24 protein-coding genes, 1 riboswitch and 1 other annotated feature are annotated in these 23,925 nt (G+C 28.1%); of the genes, 5 read left to right on the top strand and 19 right to left on the bottom strand.

The annotated features are described in order from the left end of the window. Nucleotides 1–6: 6 nt before the first annotated feature. The 12 genes from JJC02_08455 to yfcC all read right to left on the bottom strand — a co-directional run bounded on the left by JJC02_08455 (nucleotide 7) and on the right by yfcC (nucleotide 11,011). Nucleotides 7–1,086, bottom strand: a complete 1,080-nt coding sequence (locus JJC02_08455; GenBank protein ID UDN56171.1) for a DUF917 domain-containing protein — start codon at nucleotides 1,084–1,086, stop codon at nucleotides 7–9. A 53-nt stretch (nucleotides 1,087–1,139) separates the two neighbouring features. Beyond that, nucleotides 1,140–2,429: a cytosine permease gene (locus JJC02_08450; protein ID UDN56170.1), complete on the bottom strand. Its 1,290-nt coding sequence runs from the start codon at nucleotides 2,427–2,429 to the stop codon at nucleotides 1,140–1,142. Between the two features lie 163 nt (nucleotides 2,430–2,592). Next, nucleotides 2,593–2,804, bottom strand: a binding site (T-box leader). Nucleotides 2,805–2,990: 186 nt separating this feature from the next. Then, nucleotides 2,991–3,212, bottom strand: coding sequence for a hypothetical protein (locus JJC02_08445; protein UDN56169.1), 222 nt, complete (start codon nucleotides 3,210–3,212; stop codon nucleotides 2,991–2,993). 42 nt (nucleotides 3,213–3,254) lie between these two features. Beyond that, on the bottom strand, nucleotides 3,255–3,689 hold the full coding sequence (locus JJC02_08440; protein ID UDN56168.1) for an MOSC domain-containing protein: 435 nt from the start codon (nucleotides 3,687–3,689) through the stop codon (nucleotides 3,255–3,257). A 33-nt stretch (nucleotides 3,690–3,722) separates the two neighbouring features. After that, complete coding sequence (gene moaC / locus JJC02_08435) at nucleotides 3,723–4,193, bottom strand: cyclic pyranopterin monophosphate synthase MoaC (protein ID UDN56167.1); 471 nt, start codon at nucleotides 4,191–4,193, stop codon at nucleotides 3,723–3,725. Nucleotides 4,194–4,196: 3 nt separating this feature from the next. Then, nucleotides 4,197–5,156, bottom strand: a complete 960-nt coding sequence (moaA, locus tag JJC02_08430) for a GTP 3',8-cyclase MoaA (GenBank protein UDN56166.1) — start codon at nucleotides 5,154–5,156, stop codon at nucleotides 4,197–4,199. Between the two features lie 46 nt (nucleotides 5,157–5,202). Further along, complete coding sequence (locus tag JJC02_08425) at nucleotides 5,203–5,706, bottom strand: MogA/MoaB family molybdenum cofactor biosynthesis protein (protein UDN56165.1); 504 nt, start codon at nucleotides 5,704–5,706, stop codon at nucleotides 5,203–5,205. 470 nt (nucleotides 5,707–6,176) lie between these two features. After that, a complete protein-coding gene (locus JJC02_08420; GenBank protein UDN56164.1) occupies nucleotides 6,177–6,515 on the bottom strand; it encodes a heavy metal-binding domain-containing protein in 339 nt (112 codons plus the stop codon). Nucleotides 6,516–6,672: 157 nt separating this feature from the next. Beyond that, nucleotides 6,673–7,044, bottom strand: a complete 372-nt coding sequence (locus JJC02_08415) for a CoA-binding protein (GenBank protein ID UDN56163.1) — start codon at nucleotides 7,042–7,044, stop codon at nucleotides 6,673–6,675. A gap of 47 nt (nucleotides 7,045–7,091) precedes the next feature. Further along, a complete protein-coding gene (locus JJC02_08410) occupies nucleotides 7,092–7,700 on the bottom strand; it encodes a molybdenum cofactor guanylyltransferase (protein ID UDN56162.1) in 609 nt (202 codons plus the stop codon). Between the two features lie 24 nt (nucleotides 7,701–7,724). Further along, the gene (locus JJC02_08405) at nucleotides 7,725–9,092 is read right to left on the bottom strand and encodes a GTP pyrophosphokinase (GenBank protein ID UDN56161.1); all 1,368 of its coding nucleotides are present in this window, start codon (nucleotides 9,090–9,092) and stop codon (nucleotides 7,725–7,727) included. 524 nt (nucleotides 9,093–9,616) lie between these two features. Continuing rightward, nucleotides 9,617–11,011 (bottom strand): putative basic amino acid antiporter YfcC, encoded by a 1,395-nt coding sequence (gene yfcC / locus JJC02_08400; protein ID UDN56160.1) that lies wholly within the window; start codon nucleotides 11,009–11,011, stop codon nucleotides 9,617–9,619. 345 nt (nucleotides 11,012–11,356) lie between these two features. Between yfcC and JJC02_08395 the strand changes: the two genes are divergently transcribed. From JJC02_08395 to JJC02_08375, 5 genes are all read left to right on the top strand, one after another. After that, a complete protein-coding gene (locus tag JJC02_08395; GenBank protein ID UDN56159.1) occupies nucleotides 11,357–12,439 on the top strand; it encodes an SH3 domain-containing protein in 1,083 nt (360 codons plus the stop codon). Between the two features lie 14 nt (nucleotides 12,440–12,453). Beyond that, nucleotides 12,454–13,128, top strand: a complete 675-nt coding sequence (locus tag JJC02_08390) for an ABC transporter ATP-binding protein (GenBank protein ID UDN56158.1) — start codon at nucleotides 12,454–12,456, stop codon at nucleotides 13,126–13,128. A gap of 12 nt (nucleotides 13,129–13,140) precedes the next feature. Further along, nucleotides 13,141–14,301 (top strand): ABC transporter permease, encoded by a 1,161-nt coding sequence (locus tag JJC02_08385; GenBank protein ID UDN56157.1) that lies wholly within the window; start codon nucleotides 13,141–13,143, stop codon nucleotides 14,299–14,301. Between the two features lie 127 nt (nucleotides 14,302–14,428). Next, nucleotides 14,429–14,635 (top strand): hypothetical protein, encoded by a 207-nt coding sequence (locus JJC02_08380; GenBank protein ID UDN56156.1) that lies wholly within the window; start codon nucleotides 14,429–14,431, stop codon nucleotides 14,633–14,635. 1,049 nt (nucleotides 14,636–15,684) lie between these two features. Further along, nucleotides 15,685–15,915: a hypothetical protein gene (locus JJC02_08375; protein ID UDN56155.1), complete on the top strand. Its 231-nt coding sequence runs from the start codon at nucleotides 15,685–15,687 to the stop codon at nucleotides 15,913–15,915. A 132-nt stretch (nucleotides 15,916–16,047) separates the two neighbouring features. Here JJC02_08375 and JJC02_08370 read toward each other — a convergent pair whose 3' ends face one another. The 7 genes from JJC02_08370 to recQ form a co-directional block, all read right to left on the bottom strand. Further along, the gene (locus JJC02_08370) at nucleotides 16,048–16,737 is read right to left on the bottom strand and encodes a thiamine phosphate synthase (protein UDN56154.1); all 690 of its coding nucleotides are present in this window, start codon (nucleotides 16,735–16,737) and stop codon (nucleotides 16,048–16,050) included. Next, on the bottom strand, nucleotides 16,738–17,841 hold the full coding sequence (gene thiH / locus JJC02_08365; GenBank protein UDN56153.1) for a 2-iminoacetate synthase ThiH: 1,104 nt from the start codon (nucleotides 17,839–17,841) through the stop codon (nucleotides 16,738–16,740). Nucleotides 17,842–17,857: 16 nt separating this feature from the next. Then, nucleotides 17,858–18,628, bottom strand: a complete 771-nt coding sequence (locus JJC02_08360; protein UDN56152.1) for a thiazole synthase — start codon at nucleotides 18,626–18,628, stop codon at nucleotides 17,858–17,860. A gap of 62 nt (nucleotides 18,629–18,690) precedes the next feature. After that, nucleotides 18,691–19,494: a thiamine biosynthesis protein ThiF gene (thiF, locus tag JJC02_08355; GenBank protein ID UDN56151.1), complete on the bottom strand. Its 804-nt coding sequence runs from the start codon at nucleotides 19,492–19,494 to the stop codon at nucleotides 18,691–18,693. Next, entirely contained in the window at nucleotides 19,487–19,681 is a 195-nt protein-coding gene (gene thiS / locus JJC02_08350; GenBank protein ID UDN56150.1) for a sulfur carrier protein ThiS, read from the bottom strand. Before thiS ends, thiF begins: the two co-directional genes overlap by 8 nt. Nucleotides 19,682–19,724: 43 nt before the next feature. Beyond that, nucleotides 19,725–21,026 (bottom strand): phosphomethylpyrimidine synthase ThiC, encoded by a 1,302-nt coding sequence (thiC, locus tag JJC02_08345; GenBank protein UDN56149.1) that lies wholly within the window; start codon nucleotides 21,024–21,026, stop codon nucleotides 19,725–19,727. 141 nt (nucleotides 21,027–21,167) lie between these two features. Continuing rightward, nucleotides 21,168–21,279, bottom strand: a riboswitch (TPP riboswitch). A gap of 88 nt (nucleotides 21,280–21,367) precedes the next feature. Then, nucleotides 21,368–23,851, bottom strand: coding sequence for a DNA helicase RecQ (gene recQ / locus JJC02_08340; GenBank protein ID UDN56148.1), 2,484 nt, complete (start codon nucleotides 23,849–23,851; stop codon nucleotides 21,368–21,370). Nucleotides 23,852–23,925: the final 74 nt, after the last annotated feature.

The following is a 23,925-nucleotide window of genomic DNA, read 5'->3' as shown; positions in this document are numbered from 1 at the left end:
AAACTTTTATTTTCCTTGTAATTCTTCTACTGTTTTATATTCCACATCATATCCAAAGTATCCAGGTCCAACTGTCTCAATTCCTTTTTCTGTTCTCCACTTTTCATTACAAGGAAAAGCTACTACCATAACACGAGAACCATATTTTATTCTTTCTGTAGTTATTGGAAATCCAGTTTCTAAGTCTAATACTGCTATTAAATCTGGTGTAATACAAAGTGGTGTATCACCTTTTTTTGCAATTAAGTTCTCATTTTGGAATAATATGGAATACTCTCCATCATATTCATTAATCCCAGCAAAAAAGGCATGTCCTCTAGTAAATCCACCTTTTAATTCTCTTTTAATATCAATTACTTTCCCTTCAAATAATTTGTATCCATTTAATTCTTTTAGTATATTCTCAACAGCACCTTTTGAATCAGATTTATTTTCAAGTAAAAAACCTCCTATAGTTTCAGCTATTGTAAGTGTGTTACCTATAGCAGCTTTTTTAACTTGAGCTCCACTTAAATTATAGTCACTGATAGAAGAACTTCCTCCCATTTCTACAGTTAAAGTTCTAGCTAATCTTTCTGACCAAATTCCATCCACAGGATAAAGTATAGCAGAATTACCTTTTTCATCAGACATTACAGCAGGAGATGCCTCATATCCTTCAAGATAAAAAGTTACCATTTGGGCTTCAGGAAAGGCTCTACCCATGGAATCTGCATCTAATATAGGGAGCCCTTTTTTGGCAGCAACTGCTATCGGCATAAGCGAGTTTATCCCTCCTATTTCTATAGGAATTATAACATCCACTTTTCTGTTTAATAATTTCTCCATTATCTCTAAAGGTGTAGTTAATTCTACTTCTGAAAGTAATTTTTCTATTGTAATTACAGGAGAACCCATACCAGATACTGGAACTACCAAAGCATCATCATCAAGTTCATCCAAGCTTATTACTTTTACAGGACCATACTTTTTAATTGCTTGTTTTGCAACCAATTTACCTACATATGGGTCACCCCCACCTCCAGTTCCAAGCACTGCTGCACCAACTGCTATTTTATCCACACTTTCTTCTGTTAAAAATCTCATGTTACTTTCTCCTTATATTTCAAATTTATTTTATACTTTATAAACAAATTTCATTATACTGCTTCGTCTATTTCTTGCTTATTTTCTGTTGAACAGAGCACTTTTCCAATAATAGATTGTACTACAAACCCTGCTATAAATCCATCTAACGGAGCTATAGTAGTAAGAGTTATAAGTCCATATGTTGAAAGATAGGTTATTAATATACCAATTATCCAAGACACTATTGAACGTTTAACTATTGGTTTATATAATACACCTTTATCAAAACCTTTAAGTTCTTGCTTTACTATGTAATATTCCGCTGTATATACACCACCAACAGGTGCAATTACAATTCCAAGTAAATTTAAAAATCCTATAAAACCTTCATATATTCCAAATACAGCTAATAACGTTGCTACAATACCAAGAACTATAGTTAATACTTTCTCAGGAGCCTTTTTAAATACAAGAGCTATACTTAGTGATGCAGAATATACATTACTTGTATTTGTAGTCCATTGAGCTAATGTAAGTACAATTATACCTGGTATAGCAATTCCTAATGTAATAAAAATTCTCATAATATCTGAAGTTCCCATACATTTTACTAATACTATCGAAACTATTATCATAAAGGCATTTCCAAATTGTATTCCTAAAAAACTTGAAAGTGCACAATCTCTTCTACTTTTAGCCCAACGGCTTATATCAGGAGACACTATTGCACCAACTATTATTATACTCATTGACAAAGAAACTCCACCTGCAAAGGTCATAGTAGATTTCATATTATCATCAACTGGAATTCCATTAGCTCTAAAAGCTAAAAATATAGTTAACATCATAAGAACTAATAAAAATGGTACTGAATACACACTCAACTTTTCCATTGCCTTATATCCATAAATTGCAGTACTCATCATCAAGAGACCACCTATTAGGCTTAGAATCTGCATACTCACATCTAGATTAAATATATCTTTTATTATTATCTGTGCATTTTGGGCAAAGAAACCTACTTGAACTCCAAACCACCCTAATAAAGATACCCCTATAACTAGAGAAAATATTTTTGCTCCAGCTTCTCCAAATACATACTTTGTTATCATAGATGTAGATAAACTTGTAGATGAACCAACCAAAGAGCATATAGTATACAAAATTGCAGAAAAAAATGAACCAACAACTACTGACAATATTGCTTGTTTCATTGGCATACTCTGTGCCAACTCAGCCCCTAAAATAACAGATGATAAATCCACACCTATTGCTACTAAAACTGAAAACATAGCTACCCAACCACGTTTTTTATTCTCTGGAACCTGCTCCAGAGCATAGTTAATTTTTTCTTCTTCCATTTTCATCCCTCCATTTAAATCGTAAGTCCACAGACTCTAGCATATTTTACAATTTTCTAATTTATAAATTTATTAACTATCATATTTTTATACTTTTCATTTAATATATAGTTTTAAATTTTCTGAAATAAGCTTCTAAATAAAAAACGCCTCTTGGAAAAATCCAAGAGACGAATATAAATCCGTGTTACCACTCTTATTAGTAAAAATTAATTTTACTCACTCATTTTCTTAAGGCGAATTAAACCACTATTATAATACAATTACAATAGTATTCTCCAAAGTTCTTTTCACATAAATTCCAATATTAGTTCTCAGCTAAACCTAACTCTCTGTAAAATTCCTTCATGTTACTTTCTTCTTCTACGAATATATAATATTGATTTGTAGTTAATTTATGATTTATATCATAATATATATGCAATATTTTGTCAACTTAAAAAGTCAATTACTTACATTTTTTAGTTTTATATGTAATTTTTTATATTATTACTATACTTATATTATGTATTTTTTTTAATTTCATCAAATTTTATATCATATTTATATTCTTATACATCTTTATACATTACTTATACATCCATTTATTTGTATCATGAAAAATTCATTTAACATATGCTTTGTATATTTAGATAAATGTCTTTCAACACCAGACATCTCTACATACTTTCCAATAAACCATAACCAATAACCATCTGTAAACATGCCTAAACTACCTTCTAACTCTGGACCTAATATTTTCTCAAAAACATTGATAGTATCTGAATATTTTAAAAGGAACACCTTATTTGTGGCGTTCCATAGTATAATGCTTTATTAAATTTTTTATTGAATTATATCTATTGAATCTCCAACATTTATAATACCTTCCTTTATAACTTTTACAAAAATTCCCTCTCGTGGCATTACACAGTCACCTGTCAATTTTTTAATTTCACATCCATTGTGACATTTTTTCCCTATTTGAGTTACTTCAACTTCACATTGCCCTATTCTTAACTTTGTGCCAACAGGCAGGGAAAATACTTCTATTCCCTCTGTAGTTATATTTTCAGCAAAATCTCCAAATTTTAATTGGTCAAAACCTCTCATTTTCATTTTATCTATGCTTTCTTTTCCAAGTAAACTTATCTGACGATGCCAGTTCCCTGCATGTGCATCTCCAACTATCCCATGATTTATTTTTAGCTCTGCACATTGCACAGGAACTTTAACTACACCCTTTTTTTCACTTATATTTATTGATATTACTTTAGCCATATTCCCTCCAAATTTTCACCCAATATCCTTAAATTATTCAAACTTAAAATCACCTGATTTTCCACCAGTTTTCTCCACAAGATGTATATTACTTATAACCATTTTTTTATCAACTGCTTTACACATATCATAAATTGTAAGTGCTGCTAAAGAACATGCACTTAAAGCTTCCATTTCTACTCCAGTTTTTCCAAGAGATTTACAAGTTGCGAATATCCTAATAGCAGACATAGAATCATCTATATCAAATTCTAAATCACATCCAACTAATTTAATCTGATGGCACATCGGTATATTTGAAGATGTATTTTTAGCTCCCATTATACCTGCAACTTGAGCTACAGATAACACATCTCCTTTTTTTATCTGACCATTTTTTACTTTTTCTAAAGCTTCTTGACTGAGAGTAATTGTAGCTGTTGCCACAGCTGTTCTTTTAGTATCATCTTTTTCACTTATATCCACCATCTTGGCATACCCTTTTTCATTTATATGTGTTAACATTCCTTATCCTCCAATTTCATACATACGCCTATTTGTATCACTACATTTGTTTTCTATTAAATGATGCTTTTCTGGTTTTTGTTTTATTATATCTTTCATAGATTCTCTAAATAACAATGGTTTATGTAAAAATGGTTTTATATCTATTTCCTCTTTTGAATGTAGACATAATTTTATTGCACCACTAGAAGTAAGTCTAATACGATTACAAGTGTTACAAAATGAACAGCTTAACGGAGTTATAATTCCTATTCTTCCTTTAGCTCCTTTAAACATATAATATTCTGCTGTACTTTTTTCATCATTTTTAACTTTATATAAACCATATATTTTTTCAATCATTTCTTTTACATTAAAATAACCCTTTTTATAAACTCTATTAGCCTCACCTAATGGCATAAGCTCTATAAATCTTACATCGATTGGTGATTTAACTGTTAAAAACATAAAATCTTTAAGCTCATCATCATTAAACCCACTTATAGCAACGCAATTTAACTTTACTTTTATACCTAAATTTAAACAAGATTCAATTGACTTTAAGACATCTTTTAAGTTTCCACCTCTTGTTACGGATTTATACTTATATTCCTTCAAAGAGTCTAAACTTATATTTACTTTATTTAGACCACATTTTTCAAGCTCAAATATTCTATCAGAAAGCCCAATAGCATTAGTGGTCATTCCTATATTGTTTATTCCACATTCTTCTTTTGTAAATTTTATAAGTTCATTCAATTTAGGATATAAAAGAGGTTCTCCTCCAGTAAATCTAACTTTTGTTATACCTTGTTCTGCCATAGCCTTTATAATGAATTTGTAATCTTCAAAACTTAGATTTTCATTTATATAATTTTTATCAAATTTTACATCTGGTGGCATACAATAGACACACCTTAAATTACACTTATCTGTAAGTGAAATACGAAGGTAGTCTATTTTTCTTCCATACTTATCAATCATACTCTATCTACCTCTTTGTCTATTTTTTATCTATCTAGATTATATACTATTTACTTTTTTTAGTGGCACATTCTGTAGCTTCTCCTTTTAATATTTCTATGCCATGGTCTAAAACATCAATTATAAAACTTAGATTTTCAACTGCACCTTTGGGACTTCCAGGTAAATTTATTATTATAGAATTATTTCTTATTCCACTCACACCCCTACTTAGTATAGCTTTTTTGGTAATTTCTGTAGATTTCATTCTCATGTATTCGCTTAGACCTGGTATCTCTTTTTCTAACACTTCCTTAGTTGCTTCTGGAGTTATATCTCTTTTTGAAAAACCAGTTCCACCATTAGTAAGAATTAAATCTATTTTATTACCATTGCAAAGTTTTATAATATTTTCTTTTAGCATTTCCTTATCATCTTTTATAAGTACATATTCAGTAACTTTGTAAGCTCCTGTATTTTCAACAAATTCAGTTAATTTTTTTCCTGTTATATCTTCTCTTTTTCCTTCATAGCCTTTATCACTAAGTGTTACAATTGCAACATTAAACATATATTCTCACCCCTCTATACATTGATTAAGTCCCTATAAATAAAAATCTCTTTTAATAAACCCTACTATCTTTTATTCACTTTTTTCTCAGTAATATAACATATTATATTTATTTTTTTAATTATATCACCTATAATACATACATTTTTTATTATTCCAACGTTCTCAAAATGAAGATATTACTTCATAACTGTATCAAATATAAAACTAATTATATATGTAATTTATATAACGCATGTACGAGTACTTTCAATTTCTATAATTATTATAACATTGTCCATATTTTTCTCTACCAATAAAATTTTTAAAGTCTATGCCATACATTATATAATATAATTTTACTTATTTATATAATATCATCCTAATTTTATTGTCATAATAATTAAAATTCTTTCTCATATTAGTTCTTTCAAATAAAAAAAGGCATCCATAAAACTTTTAAAAGATACCTCTTTTTAACTATTTATATTTTATTTTTCAACCACATCATTATCATCTTCTAAAACAACTGCTGTTCCATAAGCAAGCATTTCTGCTGCACCTTGCATAACTGAAGCTGAAGATAGTCTAAATGCTATTACTGCGTTTGCACCTTTAGCCTCTGCATCCTCAACCATTCTACCTATGGCAATTTGTCTTGCTTCAGTAAGCATTTCATTATATCCAGTAAGTTCTCCTCCAACAAGATTTTTAAAACTCGCTCCTATATCTTTTCCAACATGTTTTGCTCTTATTGTACTACCTCTCACTAACCCTAGAACTTCTGATATCTTTTTTCCTTCTACTTTTTCTGTAGTTACTATTAACATAATATATCAACTCCTTAGTCTCCTATTTAATATATTATATCATGTAGCTCACAATTTTTTAACAAATATTGCAATTTAACGTTTTATTAACTAATTTATATTATAAAATAATATGTTTTATTAACTAATTATATTTTTATTATTAAAATACATAAATTTATCTAGTTAACTCATCATATAAACTTAAATTATATTCTATATTTAATTTTAAATCTTTAGTCTTTTTAATCATCATTTCACTAAAACTTCCTTTTTCAAACCACATATTTTGTATATCCAAAAGCTCTACTTCTTCTAAAATTACATCCATCTTGGATTGTTTGTCAATAATGGCTACAACATCAATATTGTGTGGAACGTCTTTTAAACACTCATACACGTCTATACCTTCAATAGGTTTCTTCTCTTCATCTATAGCAACAACTTTGTACATATTCTTTCTAAGTTCATCTAATATTTTATATGCTTTACTTTCTTCATCGCTATTATTTAATATTACTGCCCAAGAATCGCATTTAAGTAAATTCATAAACTCTCCTCCATATAAATCCTACTCTATTTTACAACTATAGCTAATTAAACTTTAGTTAATTTTTCATACTCATCAACAGTGTTTACATTTAAAAATAAACCTTCATCATCAAAGTATATATAGCTTTTATCTATTTTGTCTATAAAGCTTCTGAGCTTTAAATCATTTTCCCCTATACATAAAGATACTTTATTTATTATACTCTTTTTATATCCAGAACACAATGGTTGTAACTTTCCATTTGTCACTGAAATCACACTTTTGTCATTCATTTCATTAGCTATTCTTTCGACAACTTCACTGTTTAGATATGGCATATCACATGCAATTGTAACTATATCATACTTTGCATATTCAAGAGCAGTATATATACCTCCAATTGGACCAACATCTTTTACTATATCATTATAAACTCTAATATCATATTTAGAATATAATTCTTCATTATTAGATATTATTATTACTTCATCAAAATTTTTAAATACTCCTATTGCAATTTCAATAAAAAGCTTTTCATGTAGCTCTAGAAAGGCTTTATCTCTTCCCATTCTAGAATTTTTTCCTCCAGCCAAAATCACACCTGTTTTCTCTATACAAATCGCCTCCTCCAAAATAATTTTATTTAATTTATATATATTTGAAAAATGGCGCATTAGCGCCACTTCAATATTTACTTATTACTCAAAGATTTGAATAATCTTTTCTTTAAATGCATTCATAAGCTTTTCTTTTTCTTCTAAATATTCACCATAGAACTCATATTCTCTACATATACAATTTATAATTTCACTTGATGTGAAGTTTATTTTTTCAAGATTATAGTTATATAAAATTTCAACACTATCAATCTCACTTATGCTATTAAATATACAATCATACATATCTTCAATTATAAACTTACTATCTTCTTCAAATTGGCATAGTAGTTGTTCCCTATTTTCCTCTAGTAACACATTTTCTTTTATAAACTCTACAAAGTTTTCAAAGTCTTCTGTATTGTTACATGGCTCTATTTCAAATAATATTCTAAAAAACAGATTCCATGGAAATTCCGTGTTTAATCTACTTCTAAAGTGATTTCCTAGTTTTTTGCAAAATTTGTCATCAAATGTTGGTTCTCTTTCAAATTCTATTTGCTCATTGAAATCTATATCCTTGTTTACAATTTCATTCAATCTTGCAAACTCATCAAGCATAAAACTACCTAGAACGTCATCACTTATGTCCTGTTTATTAAAAGAATAGCTTAATATAGTCTCACATGGTTTTTTAAAATCCACAACAAAACCTATACTTTTGTTCATCTTTTCAGAAAAAGCATCATATACTAGTTTCGCAAATAATTTTTCAATTTCTTTTTTGCTTACTTTCATATTAAAAGACTTTCCTGAATGAAAGTTTTTATAAATACTTAAAAGCTGATTGTCTATCATAGTAAGATTATTCTTTATAGAGTCCATCATATCCTTTATAAATTTGTCAGCAAGTAAATATGTATTATTTTTATAAATTATTTTATGTTCTATTTCGCTCCAAAACACATTTACAAGAGATTTAATTTGAAGTTCAAATTTTACTTCTCTATCTAAATACGTAAAAACTCCATCTATTTTATATATTTCAAATCCATTTTTTTGCTTATTAGGTTGCCTTTCAGATAATTTTAATTTAATATTCTTATTTTCTTTATTATAGTAGTTTATTTTGTCATCTGTTTTATTAAAATACCTTCTCAAAAGCCTATATATCTTGTTTTCATCCTCAATAAATCTGCACTCAATTCTTAAACCTATTAAGTCAGAAACATTATGAACAAGATTACTTGCTTCACCATATTTTTTTAAATATCTATTTCTAATTATTTTTTCTCTTAAACTTGATTCTGATTTTATTCTAGAGGTTACATTTATATATTCTTGGTTCTTTTCATCCAAAATATTTTCAAAATACTCTTCTATTTCATCTGATATGGTTTCTAATGTTGGTGATATTGACCTCAACATATCGATAGACTCTTCAATAAAATCAAATTCTTTTAATCCCATAAATTTTTACGCTCCTATATTTAATAACTGTTAGTTATTTCAGTTCTTTATATTTAATTACACTATTATTTTAACATTTTTTCTTACCATAAGTAAGTATTCTCCAAAAACCTTCATATATATTTCAAATTAGCATTAATTTATTTAGTTTTTTTACTTTTAATTTTATTTTTTTTACTAATTTGACATATAAAACGAGAACCAATAGACTAAATGAGTACACTTCAAGAAATTGAGCGAGAAAATATACATTTGTTACGAAATTTTGTCATTTATTATATAAAAAATATTTTTTATATTATCATATGAAATAGATAAAAATAAAAAATTAATACTTAACCAAATGAAAAATATAACAATTAAAACTATGTCCAATTAGGTAATAACTCAAAACATCAGTAAATATATTTATTTCTAAATACAAAAAATAAATTACCACTAATTAGTTTAGTGGTAATTTATTGAAAATATATTATTATTTTATATAATTAATTACTAAATATCTTAAATAAAACTGTACTTAATTAAAACCCTATATATATACCTATTGTTAAAAAGACTAGAGATACAGCTGTTAAAATCAACAATATAGGCATTATAAATCTTACCCATTTTGAAAATGGAATATGAGCCACTGCAAGTGCTCCCATCAGTACTCCTGAAGTTGGAGTTATGAAGTTTGTAAGACCTACACCAAATTGATAAGCGGTTACTATCACTTGAGCTGATATATTAACTAAATCACCAAGAGGAGCAAGCACAGGTACTGTAAGTGAAGCAAGACCTGAAGATGATGGTATTAAAAATGCCAATGCAGCCTCCAAGAAGAATGATAAATATACAAATATGACCTTTGGAAGTCCACCTAAAAAAGCTGCCGCGGAATTTAATATAGTATCTATTATAAATCCATTTTGAGCGATTATTACGATTCCACGAGCTAAAGCTATGGCAAGAGCTGCTGATGCTAAATCTTTTGCTCCATCTATAAAACTTTCTGAAATTTCAATTTGAGACAATCTACCAACCAAACCAGAAAGTACACCTATCGCAGCAAAACACATTGATATTTCTGGAATATACCATCCTTGACTTAAAACACCCCAAATCATTATTGCCATCCCTATTCCAAATATAGCAAGAACAGATACTTCCTTAAAAGTAAATTCTTTTATTTCTGTTGAAGTTTGATTAAGTATTGATTTATTATTTTTATCTATCTCATATACTATTGAACTTTCAGGATTTTCCTTTACCTTTTTAGCATAGTACATGACAAATGCTATACTGATTAATATATAGGCTATAAAAATAACTACTCTGTAAGCTACTCCTGAACCAGGAGCAAGTTGAGCTAATGCCTGTGCAATACCAACTGAAAATGGATTTATTGTTGACGCTGCTGCTCCTGCTGCCGCTCCTATAAATACGATTGCTATAGCGGTTAGAGAATCATATCCTAAGGATGTCATAAGCGGAACAAATATCATATAAAATGGTAATGTCTCTTCTGCCATCCCAAATGTAGTGCCTCCAAGTCCAAATAAAATCATTGATATTGGAATTATAAGAAGTTCTTTTCCCTTAAACTTAGATATAACTGATGCTATTCCTGCTTCTATAGCTCCAGTCCTATTTACAATACCAAAAGCACCTCCAACTATTAAAACAAAACCTACAACCTCAGCTGAATCAATAAAACCTTCTATTGGTGCTTTAAAAACATCTGCAAATCCTTGAGGATTACTTTCTACATTTTGATAAGTCCCTGGTACAACTACCATTCTGCCTTCTACATCTTCTCTACTAAATTCACCACTTGGTACTATCCAAGTCAATATTGCCATTAAGACTATTAGTAAAAATATTATTGTAAAAGTGTGTGGTATAATAAATCGTTTCTTTTTACTGTCAGTCATTATAATGTCCTCCATACTTTACTAAAATTTAAATCTTTCTAGGATATTGTTTAATCTCTCTGACTAAAGTTTTCCCTTTTTACAATTTTTTATTAGCAAAGATATAAAATAAAAAAGAGTATATCTCAAAAGAGTAAACAATTCAAAATTAATTATAATAAACAATACAAATACATAAACATTAGATTAACATTAGAATGCTATGCTACTATCAAAGTTAAGAAGTAGAAATAATATCTTACATTTAAAACATAGCATTAACATTGAAATGTTATATTTGTTTAAAATAAATAAATTACTAGTATATAATTATAAAATAAATAATATTTAAGGAGGAATAAATTCATGAAAAGGCAAAAAAAATTTTTAGTTATATCAGCTGTTTCATTATGTCTATTAGGTACTTTGCAGGTATATATAAGCCAAAACAATAATATAAAAGCCGAACAGCAAAATATAATAAATGAGAATGAAACTGTAAAAGTTCAAAGAGGAAATATAAAAACAGTTGTAGAAGCAGGAGGAAAAGTTTCTTTAAGCGATAAAAATGGAACAAATTCAAATTCAATAATAATAACATTATCAACAAACCAGTATGATATATCTAAGTTACAAATAAACCAAACTGTTAATGTAAAATTAAAGGCATTTCCAGATGACAATATCATCGGTAAAATAACTGAAGTATCTAATAAAGCTAATGAAGGTAACAATCCTACATATACAATAACTGTATCAGTGGATAATCCAGTAATGGAATTAGGAGAAAATACTCATTCAAACGTGACTGTTAGAAAAGGTCCATCTAAAGAGTATATGGAAGAAAATAAAATAGAAAAAGGAGAAGTATTTTATATATTAGAAAAGAAAAATAACTGGGTCAAAATTAGATTAAAAAATAACACTGAAGGTTGGGTATCAAAAGCTACAGTTAAATCAAAAGGTTTAGAAAAAGAAAACATAAAGTCAAACATATCTAAGAAAGAGGTAATCCTTAGAAAAAGTAATTCATCAGGAAGTAAAAATCTTAGAAAATTGGTTCAAGGTGAAAAAGTTAATATAATCGATAAAAAATATAATTGGTATAAGGTCGAATTGAGTGATAAAACAACTGGATGGTTACAAGAAGAAGATTTAATATTACAAAAATTAATAGATGGTATGTCTGTAACAGGTACAATATTAGTACATGAAAGTAAAAATATATTAAAAGTACCTATATCTACAGTTCAAAAAGATGAAAAAGGTTATTATGTAACTATCGTAAAAACAAATGAAAAAAGATACATAGAGGTAGGTGAAAGTGATTCAGAAAGTATAGAGGTTACAAAAGGTCTTTCAGATGGTGAAATTGTAAGTATACAATCACCTGTAAGTTCAAATGAAAATCCAGAATCAAACCAAAATATGGATAGGCAAGTAGATTAGAGAGGTGATAATTTATGAGTAATTATGTAATACAGGCCAGAGATTTAGTTAAATCTTATAGTATAGGAACTGAAAAAATAACAATTCTAAAAAAAGTTTCATTGAATATAAAACATGGAGAATTTGTATCTATAATAGGTCCATCAGGTTCAGGAAAATCAACTTTTATGAACATTATAGGATGTCTGGATTTAGCTGAACAAGGGGAATATGTATTGGATGGTAAGAATATAACTTCTCTAAATGAAGATGAACTGAGTACAGTAAGAAATAGGACAATAGGATTTATATTTCAAAATTTCAACTTATTAAGTAAACTATCTGCTTTAGAAAATGTGGAATTACCCCTTATATATCAAGGTAAGACACCAAAAGAACAAAGAAAAATAGCATTAGATTGTCTCAGTAGAGTTGGATTAAAAGATAAAAAACACAATAAACCAAATCAATTATCTGGAGGTCAACAACAAAGGGTGGCTATAGCTAGAGCTTTAGCTACAAATCCACAGATATTATTAGCTGATGAACCAACAGGTGCGCTAGACAGTAAAACGAGTGAAGAAATAATTAATATATTAGAAGGTCTAAACAGAGAAGGTAAAACTATAGTTATAATAACTCATGACATGGACATAGCAAGAAATGCTACAAGAATGATAAGAATAAAAGATGGTGAAATTTTTGAATAGGAGGTGTCGTAGATGAACCTTTTTCCAATAATAAAGATGGCATTAAGAGAAATCAAGTCCAATAAATTGCGTTCATTTCTTACTATATTGGGTATATCGATTGGTACGGCTAGTGTAATCCTATTTGTTACTATATCTATAGGCAGTAAACAGAGTATGTATAAGAGTTTTGAATCAAAGCCCTTAGACCTTATAACTATAAGTGTGTACGGTGATAAAAAGATAAGCGAATTTGATTTGAAAGTTCTAAAAGGTAGTGCTAATGTAAAAGAAATATCACCAGAAATAAGTGAATCTGCAACTGTTAGTTATGATAAAAAAGATAGCAATAGAAATATAGTTGGAACAGATGAAAATTATGCAAAATTAAATAATCGTGAACTTCAAAGTGGAAGATTTATTATGCCAATTGACGATGATAAATCAACAAAAATAGCTGTATTAGGTAGTAAGGTTGCTAGTGATTTATTTCCATCAGGAAATGCTCTTGGAAAGACTATAAACATAAAAGCTATACCTTATAAAATTATAGGCGTATTGAATAAAATTGATGAAAGTTATGAGAGTCCAGAAGATGACAATATATATATCCCTTTTAAAACATCACAAGTTATTTTAGGTCTAAGTGATATATCTAAAATAAATGTAAAAGCTTCTTCAAATGATACTGTGAAATTATTAATGAGTGAGATAAAAACATATTTCAATAAAAAAGGTATGGGAGCAACTGACTTTTATATGTCAAGTAATAAGGAAATGCTAGAATCTATGAAGTCTATGGATGATATTATGAACTTAATGGTTGGAGCAATAGCAAGTGTATCTTTATTTGTGGCTGGTATAGGTATAATGAATATGATGCTAGTATCCGTAACAGAAAGAACTAAAGAAATAGGTATAAGAAAAGCTTTAGGATGTCCAAGAAAGTTTATATTGACTCAGTTTCTAGTAGAATCTCTCACGATAAGCTTTATAGGAAGTATAATAGGTTCCTTAATAGGTATATTTGGTTCTATGCCAATATTAAATTCTATAGGAGCTGAATCATATATAGCATGGAATGTAGTATTTGTAGCAGTAGGATTTGCAGTATTTATGGGAGTAATATTTGGTATATCACCTGCAAACAAAGCATCTAAATTACAGCCAATAGTGGCCTTAAAATCAGAATAAGAATGACCTAATCTTATAAAAAAAGATTTAATGAACAATTTTTAATAGGTTAACTTTTAATAAATACTAATTATATATAGTATAAAATTACTAGAAATACAATAAACTTAACTTAAAGGAGAAGAGTATGAAAATTAATAAAAAATTATCAATAGCAATAATAATATCTATGGTAGCAGTAACTGCAATAGGTTGTGGAGGTAACAAAGACCAATCAAATACAGAAAAAGAAAAATCTGGCATAACTCAGCAAAAAGAACAAGATGTTCCTGAAAATCTAGATTTAAAACCTGAGGATGAGGATAAATTAATAACACCTTCAACACAAAACTAAATAAGTTAAAAATCTTAATTAATAATAGTCTGAGAAAAAGCACTGTTAAATAAAAAATCTATTTCGATTATTAGCATCTTAATTATTAACTTATTCAATAATGACAATAGTATATGATACTTTTATAAATAAAAATCTAATGATTATATATAGCATTAGATTTTTATTTATCATCTATTATGGACATAAAGGTTAAAAGAAATAATAAATTATAGATGATTTATAATACTCATTAAGAATTTAATAATATACAAAACATTATTGTAAAATAATTATTATATTATTTTATTTATAAAAATTATTTTATCTAATTATTTGAGCATATCTAAAGTTAATTAAAAACTATTTTAATTCAGTTAAACATAAAAATAAAATACTTTATTTTCAAATTCAGTATAAACTCTTTTGTGTATAAAAACAGATAAATATCTAATTTTTTTTACTACTTACAAGAATATCAGTAATATTTATAAATATAATACATTTTTTTAGAGTTTTTTTGAACTTTATGGATTTTATGTATATTTGTTATCATATACATATTTATTATAACTCCTACACCAGTACCTATTGCAAGTATACTACCTTCACTTAAAATCCATATAAGAGATGTATGAGAATCAATAATTACACATATAAAAATTACATCTTAAATTTTGAATGAGAAACAAAGCAGTATAAATATAAATATTGAAAATGAAGCCAGATTATACGCTAAAATATTAAAGCATGAATATGAAAAAATAATATATATATAAAAGCTATAAATTTTTCAAATAAATCCTTTAAAAGTTCCTTTTTTAGTGTTTTTATAGTAAGCAGTACCATAACTTTATCTACTATTTAGTATTCTAATCAATCAATAAATACAACAAGATAACATCCTAAAGATAATTTTATTATTCTAAATAAGTCAGTATTGTTCAAATATAAATATATTTTAAATGAATATAATGACGATAATTTATATATCTAAAAAAGAGAACAAATAAAAGTAGACATACATCTGAATTAAAGGTGATATGTGTGAAAGTTGTAATCATTGCTTTTTGCGTAAAAAATACTTTAAAGGAAAAAGTAATAGAAGAATTGAATGTTCCAAAGTTTTAACTAAATTTAGGGAACAAAATCAAGACAATATAAAAAATGAATTAGAAATTTTACTTAGAACAAATCACTTTATTCAAGTAGAAAGAGCCTTCGGTATTACAAAACAATACTATAAATTTAAGAAATCTCTTATGTGCAAATTTCCTCAATATCAAAGTTTAAGATATTAATAAAAAAAGAAGTAATAAAGAATAACATATAAAAATTCAAAAAAGGAGTTGAGGTTAAAATTTGATTAGAAAAAATCAATTTTGAGACAACCCCTTTTTTATTTAAATTAGGAATTCAACATAATATATTTACTAATTCAACTTTTCATTATAATTTGATATGGTTTTTTTAATATTTTTAGATTTCATTATAGTTGACATTACAGCAAAATCATCACAGTATTTTAATGTTTCTTTGACATTGGATGGTAAAATTCCCCCAAGTGCAACTATTTTAATATCAGTAATCTTCTTAGCTTCTTTTAAAAACTCAATCCCTTTTGGATGTAAACCTTCTTTACATTTAGTTTCATATATATGTGATAATGTTATGTAATCTATTTTTATATTTTTATTTCTTATTAATTTTTCTAAATATTCTACTTCCTCTATTTTGTGTAAAGATAATCCCAATATTTTGTTTTTATTAAAATCATACTTATTTTCAATTAAATTCAAGAACAATTTAAAAGGAAGATGGATACCTTGACAATCCGTTTTTTCAAAGAATTCAATGTTGCTATTTATTATAAAGTTAACCTTGAATTTATTTCCACATTTTTTCTGGTTTATATTAGTTTTCAAACTTTCATTTGACATTTGCTCTTGAAAATCTATACAATTTATTTTAGTTTTTATTTCTATATATAATTTTTTTAACTCTTTATATTCTAAATCCTTTTCTCTTATTATTATATTTTCTACACCACTCAATATAGACTCTTTAATAACTTCTAAATATCGCTCTTCACTACATAACCTTCTGTTTGTTATCAAATACATTTAAAATCTTTCCCAATCTTTAAACACATGTTGATAACCAATTGAGTTTAGCATTTTCTCCACATCTTTAACAGTACTTTCATCATTTATCTTAAATTGAGCAGTATCATGTTCATCTTGAGAATGTCCTCCTACATCAGTAGATACACCTGCACTCAATTTAGTTACTCCCAGAGGTATTATATGGCTTCTCATTTCCAAATTCTCTCTAGTCGATATATTTATGGATGCATGAGGGTCAAATAGTCTCATACACACCATAGCTTGAACTAAATCAGTATCACTTATATCTACTAATTCTTCAAAACATCCTTTAAAAGGTCTCATTCTTGGTGTTGAATACGAAAGCTCAATATGAGGATATTTTGTTTTTAAGTATTTCCCATGCAATATTGTAAAGAAAGTTTCTTTTCTAAAATCATTTAACCCTAAAAGCGCACCTATTGATAAAGTTCTCATCCCTGCTTTTGCCCCTCTTTCAGGGGCATCTAATCTAAATTTATAATTTGATTTTGGTCCTTTTATATGTACCCTCTTATATATTTCCTCATCATAAGTTTCTTGGTATACTGTTAACCCTTCAACACCTTTATCTACAATATACTTATATTCCTCTACTTCCATTGGATAAACTTCTATACCTATAGAGGGAAATTTCTCTCTTAATATTTCTACAGCCTCACCTATATATTCTACACTTGAGTGAAAACTACTTTCTCCAGTCAAAACAAGTAGATGTTTAAAACCTTCTTTTGAAATTGCATCTCCCTCTTCTCTAATTTCATCCATAGTTAATTTTTTTCTTTTTATTCCACTTTTTATATTATAGCTGCAGTAAACACATTGATTAACACAATAATTTGCTATATACATTGGCGTATATAAACATACAGTTTTCCCAAAATATTGAACACTTAATTTATGTGCTTTTTGTGCCATAGCTTCTAAATGTTTTACAGCAGTTTTAGAAAGCAAATTTAATATATCAAAATCTTCAAGCTTATCTTTTGATAAACTTCTTAAAACATCATTATCAGTAACATTACTTAAATATCCATCAAAATCAAAATCCCTATATTTTTCTATTACATCATAAAAACTCATCACCAATCACCACTTTCTATAAATTCCCTAAAAAACCTGTTAAAGGAGAAGATGCGTTTGCAAACTCTGACACACTTCCTGTTTTTGCGATATATGCTTCTCTTCCTCCTTCTACAGCTAGTTTGAATGCTCTAGCCATTTGTACAGGGTCTCCTGCTGAAGCTATTGCAGTGTTGACAAGTACTGCATCAGCCCCCATTTCCATAGCCTCCATAGCTTGAGATGGCTTTCCAATACCTGCATCCACTATTATTGGTATATCCAACTCATCTATCATTATTCTTATCATTTCTTTCATTTGAAGACCTCTATTTGAACCAATTGGAGCACCAAGGGGCATAACTGCTGCTGCATTAGCTTCTATAAGTCTTCTTCCAGCATAAAGGTCTGGTGTCATATATGGAAGAACTATAAATCCTTCATCAGCAAGTATTTTTGTAGCTTTTATAGTTTCTTCATTGTCAGGAAGTAGGTATCTAGTATCTGATATTACTTCTATTTTTATAAAATCTCCACATCCCATTTTTCTAGATATTCTAGCTATTCTTACAGCTTCTTCTGCATTAGTAGCTCCTGATGTATTTGGAAGTATTGTCATTTCTTTTGGAATATATGTTAATATGTTTTCTTGTTTGTTATCTAAATCCACTCTTCTAAGTGCCATTGTTATTATTTCACTTCCACTTTCTTTTATTACCTCAGGCAATATATTATTTGAACCATATTTACCTGTTCCAACCAATAATCTGCTACTAAATTCATGCCCACCAAGTATCAATTTATCCATATTATTTCCCTCCATGTTCAATTTTTTTAATATTCAATCTTTTTTGTATCTAATTTTAATATTTACATATCTATAAGTATTTGCGTTGCCAAGTTTGCCATGTGATTTGCACAGATAGCAACTCTTGGAGCCATAAGCCCTTCACCAAATTTAGCTTCATTTACAAAATCCCCACATATATAAAACCTGTCTTTTATCTTCTTAGTAGTTATTATATTTGAATCATAATAACCTGCCATACCTGATGATGCTATTAGGTATTTATCTTTTAAATTTATTAATACATAGTTACATACCTGTGCCTTACATGAAGCATCATCAAAAGCTTCAATTATTAAGTCTGAATCTTTAATAGTGTCCATATTATGCTTGTTTAAAAAAATATCCCGTTTATTTAATTTTATAAACGGATTTATTTTTTTTATATTTGCTATCATGGCATCAGTTTTTAGTTTTCCTATATCATCTATAAAATACTGCTGTCTATTCAAGTTAGATGGTTCTACAACATCATAATCTATAAGTAAAAGTTCTCCTACTCCAATTCTAGCTAAAGAGATAGCTATATTGGAGCCAAGTCCCCCCAATCCTAATATAGCAACCTTCCCTTTTTTTAGCTTATTATGTATATTTGGAGTATGTCTAGCAATCAACAAGCTTTCCAACTCATCAAGCGACGGCTTAACTCCCTTTTGTATAAGTGTTAATTTATCATTTTCACAAAGGCGGATATCCGTTTTAATTGGATATCCATTTAACACTAATACATCGCATTTATTATTATAACTATCTCTGACTTTATAAGCAGTTGTATTTTCCTCAACATCTGTTAATAACTCATTTACAAATATTTTTATTTTAACCACCTCCAATAAAGCTAATAAGTTCTACAATATCCTCATCTTTTAATATATATGTATTGTAGTTAGATTCTTCAATTATCTCTAGATTTACTTCGACTACAACTCTATCACTCTTTAAATTGTATTTATTTAATAAATCTATAACAGTCAAATCTTCTTCAAATTTAATTTCTTTGCCATTAACCTTCACTAAACCACCTCCTCTTTTCAAATTTTTTTATTCTAGTCACAAATTATATTAAATTAAGCTCTTCATTGTTTAATATTTTTTTAACTGTTCTCATTGAGCACATTTTTCCACACATAGTACAGCTATCCTCATGAGCAGGAGTTGATTCATCTCTATATCTCTTAGCCTTTTCGGGGTCTATTGCAAGTCTAAACATCTCACACCAGTCTAAATCAGCTCTAGCTTTACTCATCTTATTATCCCATTCACGAGCACCCTTAACATTTTTAGCTATATCTCCTGCATGAGCAGCTATTTTTGCAGCTATTATGCCTTCTTTCATATCATCTAAATTAGGTAATCTTAAGTGTTCTGCTGGAGTTACATAACATAAAAAATCTACTCCTTTAGCACATGCTAAAGCCCCTCCTATTGCACTTGTTATGTGGTCATAACCTGGTGCTATATCTGTAACCAATGGTCCAAGAACATAAAAAGGTGCTCCATGGCACAATCTCTTTTCTAATACTACATTTGCTTCTATTTCATCAATAGCCATATGACCAGGACCTTCTATCATTACCTGTACATTTCTTTCCCATGCCCTTTTAGTAAGTTCCCCTAATACTACAAGTTCTTGAATTTGAACACCATCAGTAGAATCTTTTATACAACCTGGTCTACAAGCATCTCCTAGGCTCAATGTAACATCATATTCCTCACATATATCCAGTATTTTATCAAAATTAGTATAAATAGGATTTTCCTTATTATTTAATTCCATCCATGCAAATAATAAAGAACCTCCACGAGATACTATATGAGTTAATCTTTCATGATTTTTTATTTTTTGGCAAACACTTCTTGTAAGACCTGCATGTATAGTAATAAAGTCCACTCCATCAATAGCATGTTGTCTTATTACATTTAAAAATTCTTCTTCTGTTATGTCTTTTAATTCTTTTTCCAAATATCCCACTGCATCATACATAGGTACTGAACCTATCATTGCAGGTGACATTTCAACCACCTTTTCTCTAAATTCTCTAGTTTTACCATAATTACTTAAATCCATTATAGCTTCAGCTTTCATGTCTATTGCTACTCTAACTTTTTCAAGTTCTTTTTCTATATCCTTACAATCTCTTGAAATTCCTAAATTTACATTTATTTTTGTTCTTAAATTCTTACCTACACCTTCTGCACTTAAAGATTTGTGATTTTTATTAGCTGGTATAACAACTTGTCCATTTGCTATTAATTCCCTTAATTCGTTTACATCTATCTGTTCTTTTTGAGAAACGATTTCCATTTCTTTAGTTATTATGCCTTTTCTAGCAGCATCCATTTGTGTTGTATAATTCATATTACAATCCTCCAAGATTAAAGTTATAGTTTTTGAAAATAAAAAAAGTGCTTCTCCTTGTTTGGAAAGCACTCTTATAATTATATATACATTTAGACAAATTTCCCCTAATATTGAATAATTTATCTATTTATATAACAAAATTATATTAAAAAGCTTCCCTTCGCAAGCATTATCTTGATCAGGTTATTAGGGTTTGTAAGTTACGGCTTTATCTCTCAGCTAGCCAATTCTAGCGCCCCTAGCTCTAATTTTTCATTATTTTTACAAATTCAGTATAACATAGCAAAAATATTAGTTCAACACAATAATACAAATTTTATTTTTTATTATATTAAAAATTATTCTGCTATAATATTATTTTTTAAGCTTTCAAGATAAGAGTCAAGTATCACAGCCCTTATGTTTTCATACTTTATTGAATCTGGAAGTTTTCTTTTTATGTTATTTAAATTATCATAGCCTACTTTTTCGCAAACTTCTAAAATCATTTTCTTTTTATCTTCATTATAAAAATTTTCTAACCCTAATTCAAATGATATGCTATTCCCATCCCTTACATAATCATGCACATATCCAATAATGGTTGATAATGAAACTTCTATTTCTTGACTGATACTTTGTATATCTTTTCCTTGATTCAGTAAATCTAATGCTATTTCATTATTTTTTCTACTTTCTCCATCTAGTATCAACTTCCTTTTACTCTTTTTCTCCCAAATAACATTAATATCATTTTCTTTCACATATTCTTTGACTACATCCAAAATACTAGCTCCATACTTTTCAAATTTTACACCACCTATTCCAGAAATATCTTTTAATTGTTCTTCATTAAGTGGATACCTCCCACTTATTTCTTTTAAAGCCTTATTGGCTAAAACCATATATGGAGGCAATTTCTCCTTTGTTGCATACTCTTCTCTAATGACCAACAGTTTTTCATATAGAGCTTTATCGGTATTGACCTCAAGGAAGTCACTATTAGCGTTCTTCAAATCGACATTTTTTTCATTCATTTTTTTATTTATATTATTTTTTTCGATATATTCTTTAATTACTGTTTCAAAATCTCTACCATATTTTTGATATTTAATTTCTCCTACTCCAGAAATATTTAACATTTCTTCTTTATTAACTGGATAACTACTAGACATAGCTCTAAGTGTACCATCTCCAAATACCATATATGGAGCTATCCTTTCTTCACTTGCAATTGAGTGTCTAAGTTCTCTTAAAGCACTATACAACTCATCTTCTACTTCTAATGATTTTGTCATCACAATCTCTTTAAATTCTACTTTCACTTGTCCTTTTAAAACTTTCATAGACATCTCATTCAATCTTATAGTTGGAAAACTCCCTCTATTTCCATTACCTAGAGTCTCAACTAAATCTAAAAAACCATGAGAAACTAATGTGTTTATAAAATTCTTTAAGTCTTCGCTTGAATAGTCTCTCATAATGTTATATGTAGATAAAGTATTTAATCCAAGCTGTAAAATCTTTTTATTCTTAGAACCTCTAAGTACATCTACAATAGTAGTGACACCATAACTTCTTTTCATTCTAGCTACACATGAAATGACTTTTTGAGCATCTACAGTTTTATCTACTATTTCACCCTCTACTAAACAATTACTACAATTATTACAATTGTCTATATAATTTTCTCCAAAGTAATTTAATATTGCCTTTCTATAGCATGAATTACTGTAAACTAAGTCAATCATATATTGAAGCTTCTTATGTTGAAATAACTTTCTTTCAGGATTTTCAACTCCAATATCAATTAAATATTTTTGTATATGTACATCTCCTGGAGAAAATAAAAGCACACACTCACTTTTTTCTCCGTCCCTACCAGCTCTACCTATTTCTTGATAGTAATTTTCTATACTTTGAGGCATATTGTAGTGTATAACCCATCTTATATTAGGTTTATCAATACCCATTCCAAATGCATTTGTCGCTACCATTATATCCACATTATCATTTATAAAGTCTTCTTGATTTTTACTTCTTTCGTTTTTAGATAAACCTGCATGATATTTTGAAACAGACATATTTCTCTTAGATAACGCATTATATATATTTTCAACTTCCTTCCTAGTTGCAACATATATAACTCCAGACTCATTTTTATGATTTTGAATATAATCTAAAATATACTTATTTTTACTGGATGATTTTACTATATTTATTGATAAGTTCTCTCTATCAAACCCAGTTATATAGTAGTCTGGATTTTCTAAACACAATAAATTTATTATATCAGTTCTTACTTCTTCTGATGCTGTTGCAGTAAATGCTGTGATTATAGGTCTTTTAGGCAAACTCTTTATAAAATCAGAAATTCTTCTATAACTCAACCTAAAATCATGTCCCCATTGAGATACACAATGTGCTTCATCTATTGCAATTTGACTTATATTGTTATTATTTATTAGCTCAAGAAACTCCTGAACATCTAATCTTTCTGGAGCAATATAGAGTATTTTATAATTATTTTTTCTAATATTATTTAATATTTCATTAAATTCTCTACTACTTAATGAACTATTTATAAAGGTAGCACTAATCCCCATAGCTTTTAAAGCATCTACTTGGTCTTTCATAAGAGATATAAGTGGAGAAATTACTATTGTTATTCCATCTAAAATCAATGCTGGAAGCTGATAACAGATTGATTTTCCTCCTCCTGTTGGCATTATAGCTAAGACATCTTTTTTGTTTAGAATAGAGTTTATTATAGATTCTTGACCCTTTCTAAAACTTGTATATCCATAGTATTTTGATAGTATTTCTAAAAGTTTTTTATTCATATATTTCTCTCCTAATTTAAATTAATTAGACTTCTTTTCTGATTATGTTCAAATTTTTATTGTTATATTCACAA

This window comes from Clostridioides sp. ES-S-0054-01, assembly GCA_021561035.1.
Classification (GTDB): Bacteria; Bacillota; Clostridia; order Peptostreptococcales; family Peptostreptococcaceae; genus Clostridioides.
This window is presented reverse-complemented; position numbering and strand designations above follow the sequence as displayed.